At 64.9% G+C, this 11,984-nt stretch carries 14 protein-coding genes and 1 tRNA gene; 11 read left to right on the forward strand and 4 right to left on the reverse strand.

Annotated elements, in window-relative coordinates:
• The first annotated feature begins 42 nt into the window (after positions 1-42).
• From cpdR to OCW50_RS22885, 5 genes are all read left to right on the forward strand, one after another.
• Positions 43-399, forward strand: coding sequence for a cell cycle two-component system response regulator CpdR (cpdR, locus tag OCW50_RS22865; protein WP_036361886.1), 357 nt, complete (start codon positions 43-45; stop codon positions 397-399).
• A gap of 89 nt (positions 400-488) precedes the next feature.
• Positions 489-563: transfer RNA gene (locus OCW50_RS22870), tRNA-Val, on the forward strand.
• Positions 564-607: 44 nt separating this feature from the next.
• Positions 608-733: a type B 50S ribosomal protein L36 gene (ykgO, locus tag OCW50_RS22875; RefSeq protein ID WP_009763379.1), complete on the forward strand. Its 126-nt coding sequence runs from the start codon at positions 608-610 to the stop codon at positions 731-733.
• Positions 734-805: 72 nt separating this feature from the next.
• Positions 806-1,411, forward strand: a complete 606-nt coding sequence (locus tag OCW50_RS22880) for a tetratricopeptide repeat protein (protein ID WP_262299088.1) — start codon at positions 806-808, stop codon at positions 1,409-1,411.
• 15 nt (positions 1,412-1,426) lie between these two features.
• Positions 1,427-2,407, forward strand: coding sequence for an alpha/beta fold hydrolase (locus tag OCW50_RS22885; RefSeq protein WP_262299089.1), 981 nt, complete (start codon positions 1,427-1,429; stop codon positions 2,405-2,407).
• Here the strand turns inward: OCW50_RS22885 and pyk are convergent.
• The 3 genes from pyk to OCW50_RS22900 all read right to left on the reverse strand — a co-directional run bounded on the left by pyk (position 2,398) and on the right by OCW50_RS22900 (position 5,437).
• The gene (pyk, locus tag OCW50_RS22890) at positions 2,398-3,834 is read right to left on the reverse strand and encodes a pyruvate kinase (protein ID WP_262299102.1); all 1,437 of its coding nucleotides are present in this window, start codon (positions 3,832-3,834) and stop codon (positions 2,398-2,400) included. The two genes, OCW50_RS22885 and pyk, sit on opposite strands and share 10 nt — an antisense overlap.
• 2 nt (positions 3,835-3,836) lie before the next feature.
• Entirely contained in the window at positions 3,837-4,298 is a 462-nt protein-coding gene (locus OCW50_RS22895) for a DUF1036 domain-containing protein (RefSeq protein ID WP_262299090.1), read from the reverse strand.
• A 200-nt stretch (positions 4,299-4,498) separates the two neighbouring features.
• Positions 4,499-5,437, reverse strand: coding sequence for a DMT family transporter (locus tag OCW50_RS22900; RefSeq protein WP_262299091.1), 939 nt, complete (start codon positions 5,435-5,437; stop codon positions 4,499-4,501).
• A gap of 111 nt (positions 5,438-5,548) precedes the next feature.
• On the opposite strand from OCW50_RS22900, the gene OCW50_RS22905 reads away from it, so the two are divergent.
• The 4 genes from OCW50_RS22905 (at position 5,549) to OCW50_RS22920 (ending at position 8,609) form a co-directional block, all read left to right on the forward strand.
• Positions 5,549-6,388 (forward strand): N-formylglutamate amidohydrolase, encoded by an 840-nt coding sequence (locus tag OCW50_RS22905; RefSeq protein ID WP_262299092.1) that lies wholly within the window; start codon positions 5,549-5,551, stop codon positions 6,386-6,388.
• Positions 6,389-6,392: 4 nt separating this feature from the next.
• Positions 6,393-6,698, forward strand: coding sequence for a DUF1244 domain-containing protein (locus OCW50_RS22910; RefSeq protein WP_210812398.1), 306 nt, complete (start codon positions 6,393-6,395; stop codon positions 6,696-6,698).
• Between the two features lie 61 nt (positions 6,699-6,759).
• Positions 6,760-7,020, forward strand: a complete 261-nt coding sequence (locus tag OCW50_RS22915; RefSeq protein WP_262299093.1) for a DUF2312 domain-containing protein — start codon at positions 6,760-6,762, stop codon at positions 7,018-7,020.
• A 569-nt stretch (positions 7,021-7,589) separates the two neighbouring features.
• Positions 7,590-8,609 carry a purine-nucleoside phosphorylase gene (locus OCW50_RS22920; RefSeq protein ID WP_262299094.1) on the forward strand — a complete coding sequence of 340 codons (1,020 nt, stop codon included), beginning with the start codon at positions 7,590-7,592 and terminating at the stop codon, positions 8,607-8,609.
• A 461-nt stretch (positions 8,610-9,070) separates the two neighbouring features.
• Here the strand turns inward: OCW50_RS22920 and OCW50_RS22925 are convergent, their stop codons facing one another.
• Positions 9,071-9,493 carry an Lrp/AsnC family transcriptional regulator gene (locus OCW50_RS22925; protein WP_262299095.1) on the reverse strand — a complete coding sequence of 141 codons (423 nt, stop codon included), beginning with the start codon at positions 9,491-9,493 and terminating at the stop codon, positions 9,071-9,073.
• Between the two features lie 128 nt (positions 9,494-9,621).
• Here OCW50_RS22925 and rocF point away from each other — a divergent pair, with 128 nt between their 5' ends.
• On the forward strand, positions 9,622-10,620 hold the full coding sequence (gene rocF, locus OCW50_RS22930; RefSeq protein ID WP_262299096.1) for an arginase: 999 nt from the start codon (positions 9,622-9,624) through the stop codon (positions 10,618-10,620).
• Between the two features lie 64 nt (positions 10,621-10,684).
• Entirely contained in the window at positions 10,685-11,752 is a 1,068-nt protein-coding gene (gene ocd, locus OCW50_RS22935; protein ID WP_262299097.1) for an ornithine cyclodeaminase, read from the forward strand.
• The last annotated feature ends 232 nt before the right edge of the window (positions 11,753-11,984 follow it).

Raw genomic sequence — 11,984 nt, forward strand, 5'->3', positions numbered from 1 at the left:
AAGGGCATAAGACCATCCGCCACGATTCGGGACTGGCAACCGATGAAGATCCTTCTTGCCGAAGACGACAACGACATGCGCCGCTTCCTCGTGAAGGCGCTCGAGAACGCGGGCTACGACGTCGCCTCGTTCGACAATGGCCTTTCCGCCTATAACCGCCTGCGCGAGGAGCCCTTCGAGCTCCTGCTGACGGACATCGTCATGCCGGAGATGGACGGGATCGAGCTGGCCCGCAAGGCCACCGAGCTCGACCCGGAGATCAAGGTGATGTTCATCACCGGCTTCGCGGCCGTTGCGCTCAACCCGGATTCCCAGGCCCCGCGGGACGCCAAGGTCCTGTCGAAGCCGTTCCATCTGCGCGACCTGGTGAGCGAAGTCGATAAAATGATGGCTGCCTAAAAAAGGGCGGCCTTCAGGCTTGCGCCAGAGCCCGCTTGTGGGTATATCGCCCCCACAGCCGAAGCGGGACGTCAAAATCACCGTTTCCCGGGCGCGTAGCTCAGCGGGAGAGCACTACGTTGACATCGTAGGGGTCGCTGGTTCGATCCCAGCCGCGCCCACCATTTTCTTTTTTCCGGCCTTCCCGAGGGGCCGCAGGAGACCGGATATGAAGATCCGTAACTCGTTGAAGTCGATCCGCGGCCGCCACCGCGACAACCAGCTGGTTCGTCGCAAGGGCCGGGTCTACATCATCAACAAGACCCAGAAGCGCTACAAAGCCCGCCAGGGCTAAGCCGGCGCGTGCGGCAATGCCGCACACGATAATCTGAATTGACCGCGCATGCCGGGATCCTAGAATCCCGGCATGCGCTTTTTCGCGTCCATCCTGATCCTGTCCCTGAGCCTCGCGTCCCACACGGCCGGTGCGCAGGAGCCCGCACGTCCCAAAGACCCGAAGGAGCAGGCCCGGCCGCCTCACGCGCGCCCCCGGGCTTCTACCCTGGACGAGCTCTTCGAGCGCCTGGGCAAGGCCCAGACCGAGCGCGAGGCGGAAGGCATCTCGTCCCTGATCGAGCGGCGCTTCGCCCGTTCGGGCTCCGATACGGCGGACCTTCTCCTGAACCGCGCCGCCGAGGCCTTCGGCAAGAAGGACTATCCGCTCGCCATCGAACTGATCGACCGGGTCCTCGTCCTTCAGCCGAACTGGGCGGAGGCCTGGTACAAGCGCGCGACGGTCTTCTACCAGCTCGACGATCCGGTGGGGGCCATGGCCGATCTGCACCGGGCGCTGAAGATCGAGCCCCGACATTTCAATGCCTGGACCGGGCTCGGCCATATCCTCATGGCGTCCGACGACAAGGCGAGGGCCCTCGCGGCCTATCGCAAGGTGCTCGCGATCAATCCGCAGATGTCCGATGTGAAGACCATCGTGAACCGCCTCGGCCCGGAGATTGACGGGCAGGATCTCTAAAGCCACGTACCAGGGATGTCCCTGCTCCTCGTCCTCCTGGTCCCGCTCGCGCTCCTCGTCCTGGGAGCCGCCTTCACCTACGCCTATGCCTGGGCCATCGAACGGCGATATCCGCCGACCGGCCGGTTCATCGCGGTCGAGGGCCGCCGGCTCCATTACCGGGAGGAGGGGCCGGCGGGCGAGCCGCTCGGGACGGTCGTCCTGCTGCACGGCGCCTCGTCCAATCTCGTCGAATCCATGCTGGGGATCGGCGGAGCCCTCTCGCGCCGCTACCGCGTTCTCGCGTTCGACCGTCCGGGCCATGGCTGGAGCGAGCGCGGCCCGGGCCTGAGCGAAGCGGAACCTGCCCGGCAGGCGGCGCTCATCGCCGGAGCCTTGAGGCAGCTGGACGTGCGCGATGCGGTCATCGTCGGGCATTCCTGGTCGGGCACGATCGTGCCGCATCTCGCCCTCGACCATGGGGATGTGACCGGGGCGATCCTGGTCCTGTCCGGCATCACGTCGCCCTGGCCCGGCGGCTATATCGGCTGGTACCGGCGCCTGATCGATTCCCGCGCGGGCTGGCTCCTGCTGCGCACCCTGGCCGTGCCGGTTCTCCTCGTGCTGCGGCCCTTGATGAAGAGAAAGACGTTCTGGCCCCAGTCAGCCCCGGAAGGCATCGTGAGGAAGGGCTTCATTCCGCTCGCCTTCCGGCCTCGCGCCTATGAGTCCAACATGCAGGACTTCGCCGTCATGTACCATGCGGTGCTGCGGCAGAGCGCGCGCTACGGGGAGATCCGCGTGCCCGTGACGGTGGTGGCGGGAGACCGGGACGAGATCGTCTGGACGGACCTTCACAGCCGGTCCTTCGCGCGCGAGGTGCCGGGCGCACAGCTCATCGTGATGCCCGGGATCGGCCACATGCCGCAATATGCCGATCAGAGAACGGTCCTGGAAGCCATCGAGGCCCTGGCCGGACGCGTCGTGCCGGCCAGGGTCGGGGCGGATCAAGCCTGAGCGGCGTGTTCCTGGTTGACGAAGGCGATGCGTACCATGTTGGTGGCGCCGGGCGTCCCGAACGGCATGCCGGCCACGACGATGATGCGGTCGCCGACGGTCGAATAGCCTTCGCGCAGGGCGAACTTGCAGGCGCGGAACGCCATGTCGTCGATGTCGCTGGCATCCTTCGTGCGGATCGAATGAACGCCCCAGACCAGCGCCAGGCGCCGCGCCGTGTTCACGCTCGGCGTGAGCGCGATGACCGTGGAGTTCGGCCGCTCGCGGGCGATGCGGAAGGCGGTCGAGCCCGAGAAGGTCCAGGCCGCCACCGTCTTGATGTTGAGGGTGTCGGCGATCTGGTGCGAGGCCGCCGCGATGGCGTCCGATCCGGTGGCCTCCGGCTCCGCGTTGAGGGTGCGCATGATCGACCAGTAGTTCTGGTCCTGCTCCACCTCCTCGGCGATTCGGCTCATGGTGGCGACCGCGTCGATCGGGTACTGGCCCGAGGCGCTTTCGGCCGACAGCATCACGGCATCGGCCCCGTCATAGACCGCGGTGGCCACGTCGGACACCTCCGCCCGGGTCGGCACCGGCGAGGTGATCATCGATTCCAGCATCTGGGTCGCCACCACCACGGGCTTGCCGAGACGGCGCGCCGTGCGGACGATACGCTTCTGGATGCCCGGCACCTTTTCCAGCGGCATCTCGACGCCGAGATCGCCGCGGGCGACCATGACCGCGTCGGAGATTTCCATGATCTCGTCGAGCCGCGCGATGGCCTGCGGCTTCTCGAGCTTGGACATCACGAGGGCGCGCCCGCGCGCGACCTTCTTCACCTCGGCGACGTCTTCGGGGCGCTGCACGAAGGAGAGCGCGATCCAGTCGACGCCGGCATCGAGCGCCGCTTCGAGATCGGAGCGGTCCTTGTCGGTCATGGCCGCGACCGGGATCGTGGTGTCGGGCAGGCTCACGCCCTTGCGGTTCGAGATCTTGCCCGCGACCTCGACCGAGGTGGTGGCCGATCCCTTCTTCACGCTCTTCACCCGCAGCCGCAGCTTGCCGTCGTCGATCAGCACCGTGTGGCCGGGCTCGAGGGAGGACAGGATCTCGGGATGGGGCAGGTGCACGCGGTCCTTGGTGCCCGGCGTCTTGTCCGCGTCGAGCGTGAAGGTCTGGCCCGGCACCAGCATGGCGCCGTCGCCCTCGAAGGCTCCCACGCGCAGCTTCGGGCCCTGCAGGTCGGCGAGGATCGCGATGGGGCGCTTGAACCTGGCCTCGATGGCGCGGATCATCTCGACCCGCTCCTTCAGCTTCTCGCGCGGCAGATGGCTCATGTTCAGACGGAAGACGTCGGCGCCGGCCTGGAACAGCTTGGCGATCATCTCCGGGTTCTCGGACGCCGGTCCCAGGGTTGCAAGGATCTTCGTGCGCCTCTCGCGTCTCATCGTCATGGCCCCCCTGGCCGGTTCGTTTCGGTGAGCTGGATCGTCCAGCTCTTCTGTTCACCCGTGTCGACTTCGAAGAAGCCGCTGCGGTCGAAGCCTCGGGCGAGGCAATCCTCCGTGCCACGGATCGTGAATTCGCGCTCCCGGGTGCACATGAAGGAGCGTCCGCTCCACTCGCCGCCCCGGTCGTAATCGATGGCGTAGATATAGTAGAAGCGTCCGCCGAGCTGTCCCTTGAGCAGGGTCTCGCAACCGCGGGCGTTGAGATTCCACCATCCCTCCGTCACCCATCCCTGCGCATCCCGGTAACCGAGCGCGATGCCGACGCGGCTCGGCGTCATGTTGCACAGGCGCAGGTCCGCCTTGGCGGGCGCCGCCGCGAGAAGGCAGCCGCCGACGAGAAATGTCGCGAACGCAAGGCTTCGCCGCCGGCGGGGAGACGATGTGAGAGAAACGGCCTTCATGGGTGCGGTATGGTCGAATCGAAAGGAATGAAATCGCACAATGCGGTGAGAACTATGTCGAATCGTTGTCGGCCAGAAGATCAGCCGGAGCAAGAGTTTACAGCAGGGATGCTGCAGATTTTGCAGGCTGCATGGCCTTTACGACACGAAGGGGCGGTTCGGAAAGGGGCTTTGCCCTCCATTTGAAGGGGCTCCGGATCCTATCCACCGGGTGTATCGGCCCTGGGTCTGGCGATCCAGATTCCGAACAGGATGAGGGCGCCGCCCAGGCTCTGGACAGGGGTCAGCGCCTCCCCGAGAATCGCCCAGCCGAACACCGCTGCGGCGATCGCCTCCAGGAAGATCACCAGCGACGAGAAGACGGCCGGCAGCCGCCCGAGGGCAATGGCCAGCAGTCCCTGGCCGCCCGCATGGCTGACATAGGACATGGCGAGAAGGGCCGCGATGCCCTGTGCGGTCCGCGGCACCACCCGCGTGTCGAAGAGAAGCGCGACGACGAGGAGGATGGCCGAGGTGATCAGCCCGGCCTCGAAGGTCACCCGCGCGGCGCCCGCCGTCTTGCGCGCCCGGCTCGCGGCCAGGAAATAGAGGCCGAAGAAGAAGGCCGTGGCGACCCCGTAGAGATCGCCGACGATCCGGGCGGGATCCGCCTGGAGGCTCTGGCCGATCAGCGCCGCGCCGCCGAGCAGGCACAGGGCGAGGCCCATGAAGGTTCCCCGCGAGACCTGCTGCCGGAGCACGAGCCAGACGATGAGCACGACGAAGAGCGGGGCCATGGTGGCGAAGAAGGTCGCGTTCGCCACCGTGGTCTTGAGAATGGCCAGATGCCAGAAGAACAGGTCCCCGGCGAACACGATGCCGCCGAAGACGCTCGCCTTCGAAAATCGGACCTTCGGGGCGCCGGCGGGCGCGCGCCTCTCCTCGATCCGCATCCAGGCATAGAGCAGGGGCAGGCAGAGCGAGACGCGCCAAAAGGCGCTGGCGAACGGTCCCACATCGGCCGGCGCCCCGTCCATGCCGGCGGAGGCGAAGCGCACGAAAATCGGGGAGATCCCCATGGCGACGGCGCCGAGACACAGGGCGGCAAAAGCGGAGGCGAAGCCCGGCTCGAGGCGGGCCGTTGTGGAGGGAGAAGCCATGAAGGTCGTGAAAGTGTGTTGCGCGGAAGGTCGCGTTGCCAGGGTCGGAGGGGCAGGGTAAGGCTTTTCGTCCGCCGTTCAATCCACCCTGTCTGAAATCCATTCCTCGCCATGCCTGCTTCCGCCGCGCTCACGCTCGACGATCCTCGCCTGGAGCCCTGTCCTGTCGAGACGATTCCCGGCTCCATCAGGACCGGGATCCTGATCCTGTGCGACCACGCGTCCAATGCGGTGCCGCCGGATCTCGGCGATCTCGGCCTCCCGGCGTCCGAATTCGAGCGCCACATCGCCTACGATATCGGGGCCGCGGCCGTCACCCGGTCTCTCGCCCGCCGCCTGGGCGCTCCGGCCATCCTGACCCGGTTCTCGCGCCTCGTCATCGATCCCAACCGGGGCCGGGACGATCCGACCCTGGTCATGCGCCTGTCCGACGGCGCGGTGGTGCCGGGCAACGCCCGGGTGGACGAGGCCGAGGTGCAGCGGCGCATCGCCCGGTTCTACGATCCCTACGACGACGCCATCGCGGATGCGATCCACACGGCCATGGCGGCGGGCCACCCGCCGGTCGTCGTGACGGTCCACAGCTTCACGCCCGTCTGGCGCGGCTGGCCGCGGCCCTGGCATGTGGGGATCCTGTGGGACGCGGACGAAAGGTTCGCCAAGCCCCTGCTGGAGGGCCTTGCGGCCGAGGACGGACTCGTCGTCGGCAACAACGAGCCTTATGATGGGGCGCTTGCGGGCGACACGGTCGACCGGCATGCCACCGTCCGGGGGCTGGCCAACGCGCTGATCGAGATCCGTCAGGATCTGATCGCCTCGGAGGCAGGGGCCGAGGAATGGGCCGAGCGCTTCGCCCGGCTCCTCGAGCCGCTCGCCGGCCGGGCGGAGCTCCGGGAGCCGAGAATCTTCGGAACCCGCACCCGGGATCGCCTGCGCCAGCACGGAGGATAGATCGATGAAGGATATCGACGGGAAGACGCAGGTCGAGCTGGAGGCCGCCGCCTTCCGCAGGCTGGTCGAGCACCTGCGGGAGCGGACCGACGTGCAGAACATCGACCTCATGAACCTGGCGGGCTTCTGCCGGAACTGCCTGTCCAACTGGCTGAAGGAGGCGGCGGACGAGCGCGGAATCGCCCTGTCCAAGGAGGAAAGCCGGACCCATGTCTACGGCATGCCCTACGAGGAATGGAAGGATCGCCACCAGGGCGAGGCCTCGGCGTCCCAGCGGGCCGATTTCGAGAAATCGAAGTCTGGGCATTAAAACGGCTTCAACCAAATGACCATAACACTGGCGCCAATGCCATCAATCAGGGGCTTCATTCATGGATGACGCAGCTTTCAACACCGAATCCGTCGCGGCCGACCAGCTGAAGGCCTTCATCGAGCGCATCGAGCGCCTCGAGGAGGAGAAGGCCGGCATCGCGGGCGACATCAAGGACGTCTATGCCGAGGCCAAGGGCAACGGCTTCGACACCAAGGTCCTGCGCAAGATCGTCTCCCTGCGCAAGCGCGACTACGCTGAGCGCCAGGAGGAGGAGGCGATCCTCGAGCTCTACATGCAGGCGCTCGGGATGTTGGGTTAGTTTCAAATCTGTTGCGCGGGATCGCATCTCTCGCGCAACAGCACCCCGCTTAAAGTTCGGTTCCAAGTGTTGCGGTCTCACAGCCGGAGCTTGCTCGTCGGCTTTTGACGTTTGCCAGTGAGTCGTCTGACGCTGCTCCTATCAGACGATGAAACCAACGCTGTGATCCGAACGGGGTTGTGAGACGCGCCGAGGTGAGCCGATCGGGCGTGCAAGCTGGTCAGTGTTGCAAGATGCAACTTACAAGGCACAGTTTTTCAACTCGTTAATGGTCGTGAACGCCTTCGGCCTGCGCACTGCGCATCGTCGGAATGTTAGGCGTGCTGGAGCATCGATGGCGACCGGCCCGCCCTGCGATTCCAGTCGATGGGGCGACGTCTCTAGGGGCCAGGGCGGCGGTGCCACTTGCGAACGCCCCGAGGGGAAATCGGCCGAGAGGCACTGAAGTCCCGGCTCCTGCCTGTGCCGCTATCGTTTGGTCAAAGATCAGGCACATGCTCGTTCTTCGCTCTGGCCTTGCGCGAGACACCCGCTTATCCAGACGTCTTGCCGTAAAGGAGGTTGTCTCGATGCCGTTCGCAAAGCTCGCGTGTCTTGTCGCCACTGCCCTGTCCTTCACAGCTCTGCCAGGATCGAAAGCGTCCGCGGACGAGCCCCTGAAGGTCAAAGCCTTCATCGGCGCGATGTTCGAGATTGGTCAGAACACCGGCGATCGGGCCGGCGAGTTCCAGCACTGGTACGAACGCTACTTCAGCCAGAGCAAGCCAATCCCCGTCAAAGGCGCCCTGAACCCGGTCTACTGCAACGACGACGGGGTCTGCGGCTCCGTTCTGGGCATGGGTAAGGTTGCATCGTCCTCCTCAGTGCAGGCAATCATCCTGAACCCGCAGTTCGACATGTCGGAAGCCTATTTCGTGATCAGCGGGGTCGCCGGCACCCCACCGGGACGGGGGACCATTGCCGACGTGAGTTGGGCGACCTGGCTCATCGACTATGATCTCGGCCACCGCTGGGCGCCGGAGGAAGGGGAGCCGGGCGCCCCGACATTCATGCCGCGCAAGGGCTACGAGAAGGTCCGGCTGTTCCAGCTCAATCCCGATTTGGTCGGCTGGGCCATGCAGGTGACGGGCAAGACAGACTTGAAGGACTCGGAGTCGGCGCAATCCTACCGATTGCGCTACCCGCAGGAGGCCGCTCGGCGGTCCCCAGCGGTGAAGACCGGCACCCACATGACGGGGGACACCTTCTTCCATGGCCCAGGCATGTCAGCTCAGGCGCAGTACATTGCCAAGCTCTATGGAGCGGACGACTACCTCATCACGGAGATGGAGGCGGCTGCGATTGCCCAGGTCATCCAGCGAACGCTGGGCGATCGCAGGCTCCTGAGCCTCCGGGGCGCAGTGAACTTCGACCAAGGCAATCCGAACGAGACCACGCTCCAGCATCTCGATCCTGCTCCAGGCCAGACTGCCGGCGGCTTTGCCGAGACGGTCGACAATATTGCCGTCGTCGGAGGGCGGATGGTCGATCACATTGTGTCCAACTGGTCCGAGTGGAAGAACGGCGTTCCGCCGCTGCCGAAGCAATAATCCGCGGCGCGTGACATCTCGGCACGGAAGATATCAAGCGAAAGCTGCTGGAGAGTTGTCATCGTTCTCGAGGAGGGTTTCCTCGGGAGCCACAATGTCTGATTGACTGAAAGTCTCGGATTTATCCATCAGCTGACCTTCCTAGGACCAAGCTCAACGGCTCGGGTTGACCCGAAGCTGACTTTGTTGGCGAGCCGGATAAGGTGAAACCCTCTCGGAAACCGACCTGCGAATGCAATGACGACAACTTTCAGCTACCCGGTCTGGAACCTCCTGCACTTTGACCGTTCCAGCCACGAACCGCTTCAGGAGCAGCTTTTCGAGCAACTGCGCAGCGGATGTAGACGCCCCAGCATGCACTGAACCCGCGGCAACATTGGCTGCGGGCCCTCCGGATTGGAGGGCTTTCCGGGTGACCGTCCTCGGATCGTGCTTGCACGCACCGGCCGTTGGTTCCTGCGCTACAGCTCATTCAGCAGGATACTCGTCTCGGAGTGCGTGACCCCGGGTATTTCCCGGATATGACTGATGATGCGGTCGAGGCTGGCAAGATCGGTCGTTGAGATCTCGATCACCAAGTCCCACCGTCCATTGGTCGAGTGGATCGCGACCGCCGCGGGTATGCGTTTCAACGTGGCGACAACGGCGCGTGCATCGCCGGCACGGATCTCGACCGCGGTCATGGCACGGACGATGTTAGCTTCCGCCTCCGCCGAAAGGCGCAACGTGAACCCTTGGATGACGCGATCCCGCACGAGACGCTCAATCCGATTTTGGACGGTGCCCCGGGACACATTCAGGATGCGGGCCAGGGTGGCGGCCGGAAGTCGCGAATCCCCTCGAAGGAGTTCAATCAGACGCTGGTCGGTTTCATCGAGACGCATTGGTCCTGCCATTTCGTCATTTTGGCTGACAGTATGCTCAAAAATATCGCCATTTCTATCGTTTAGTTGGCTTCCTGTTGGAATTTCTTTTGGTCATGCTTTGTTGATCAAGAAGCGAGTTCCCGAGCATGCACCTCCCGTCCACCACCGCTCCGTGTTCAAAACCCGATGCACCGGGCCCGATCGGCCTGATCGGTGCGCCGTTCGGCCTCGCCGCCGGCGTCCCGGGGACGTCACTGGGCCCCGCCGCCGCGCGGCTCGCGGGTCTCGCCGACGCGCTTGTCGGGCTCGGTCATCGGGTCGTCGACCGTGAGCATGTCGCACCGACGCTTCGACAGATGCAGTCACCCCGGAATATCTCCCATCTGGGCAACCACGCCGAAGTGGTATCGCAATGGATCGAGGCGATCCATGACGAGACCCTCGCAGCCCTGGCCGAAGGGCAGCGTCCCCTCCTGATCGGGGGCGATCACAGCGTCTCCATGGGTTCCGTCAGCGCAGTGGCCCGTCACGTCGCGCGGGAGGGCAAGCGCGTGGCGGTGCTCTGGATCGATGCCCATCCCGATTTCAATACGCCGCAATCCTCCCCCTCCGGCAACATGCACGGCATGAGCCTCGCATTCCTCACTGGGAACGAGGATCTGATGCAACTCATGCACGGACGCGAGTTCCCGGCGATCCTGCCAACGGACGTTTTCGTGATCGGCGCCCGGTCGATCGACCAGGAGGAAAAGGAAGCGATCGCGGACGCTGGGATCCGGTGCTACGACATGCGGGTCGTGGACGAGCATGGCATCCGGCACATCGTCGGGGAGGTCTTGAGCACGATCGATCCTGCGACGACCCACCTGCATGTCAGCTTCGACCTCGATGTCGTCGATCCCTCCCTTGCACCGGGCGTCGGTACCCCGGTTCCCGGCGGGCTCAACTACCGGGAGGCTCACCACATCATGGAACTCCTGCATGACTCGGGCCTCGTCGGCTCCCTCGACGTCGTGGAGCTCAACCCGATGCGCGACATCCGGGGACAGACCGCCGAACTGATGGTCGACCTCGTCGGCAGCCTGTTCGGCAAGGCAATCTCCCTTCGCAAGCGTCAGCCGGCAGGGCTGTCCCGCGCGGCCTGAGAGTCACGTCAAACGAAACCAGCGCTCCCCGGCACCACGCGACAAGCAACAGGATTCAGAGACCATGGACGCCAAGCTCAACATCGTCCCGTTCGTCAGTGTCGACCACATGATGAAACTTGTGAACGCCATCGGCGTGGAGCGCTTCCTCACCGATCTTGCCGCCTACATCGAAGAGGATTTCCAGCGCTGGGAACTCTTCGACAAGACGCCACGCGTGGCTTCCCACAGTACGGATGGCGTGATCGAGCTGATGCCGACGAGTGACGGTCGGCTCTACGGGTTCAAGTACGTCAACGGCCATCCCAAGAACACGCGGGATGGTCGGCAGACGGTGACGGCCTTCGGCGTCCTGGCCGATGTCGGCAACGGCTATCCGATGCTGCTGACCGAGATGACGATCCTGACCGCCTTGCGCACGGCAGCCATGTCGGCGGTGGCGGCCAAGTACCTCGCACCGGAGGGAGCGGACACCATGGCCATCATCGGCAACGGAGCGCAGTCCGAGTTCCAGGCGCTCGCCTTCAAGGCTATCCTGGATGTGCGCAAGCTGCGCCTGTACGACATCGATTCCTCCGCCAGCCGCAGGTGCGCCCGGAATCTCGCCGGCCTGGGCTTTGAGGTCACCATCTGCGCCTCGACGGAGGAAGCGGTCGAAGGTGCGCATATCATCACGACCGCCACCGCCGACAAGCAGAATGCGACAATCCTCAGCGACAACATGGTGGGCGCCGGGGTTCACATCAACGCGGTGGGGGGCGACTGCCCCGGCAAGACGGAACTGCACCGGGATATCCTCCTGCGATCGGACATCTTCGTCGAGTTTCCCGAGCAGACCCGGATCGAGGGCGAGATCCAGCAGCTCGCCGCCGATCACCCCGTGACAGAGCTATGGCAGGTGATCACTGGACGGGTCGCGGGCCGCACGGACGGGCGCCGGATCACGCTGTTCGACTCGGTTGGGTTCGCGATCGAGGATTTCTCGGCCCTGCGCTACGTGCGCGACCAGCTTGAGGCGACAGGCCTGTATCAGGAACTCGATCTCCTGGCCGATCCAGACGAGCCGCGTGACCTGTTCGGCATGCTGTTGCGTGCTGCAAGCCCGGGCAAGCTCGCCGCAGTCAGTGCCTGAGCGGGCACGGCAATGTTGGAAGCGTTGACTCTGATAGGTTTCGGGCCGACCGGGTGGGGTCGGGCTCTTCTCACCGCGACGGGCATGACCATCGCCGTGTCCGTTTGCGGCTTTCTCGCGGGCTCCATCGTCGGCACCCTGGTGGCCTGGGGCAAGATCGGGGGCAACGTGGTGATCCGCAGCCTGGCGGACGGCTACACCACCGTCCTGCGCGGCATCCCCGACCTTCTCG

The sequence above is a fragment of the Microvirga sesbaniae genome, assembly GCF_025460805.1.
GTDB lineage: Bacteria > Pseudomonadota > Alphaproteobacteria > Rhizobiales > Beijerinckiaceae > Microvirga > Microvirga sesbaniae.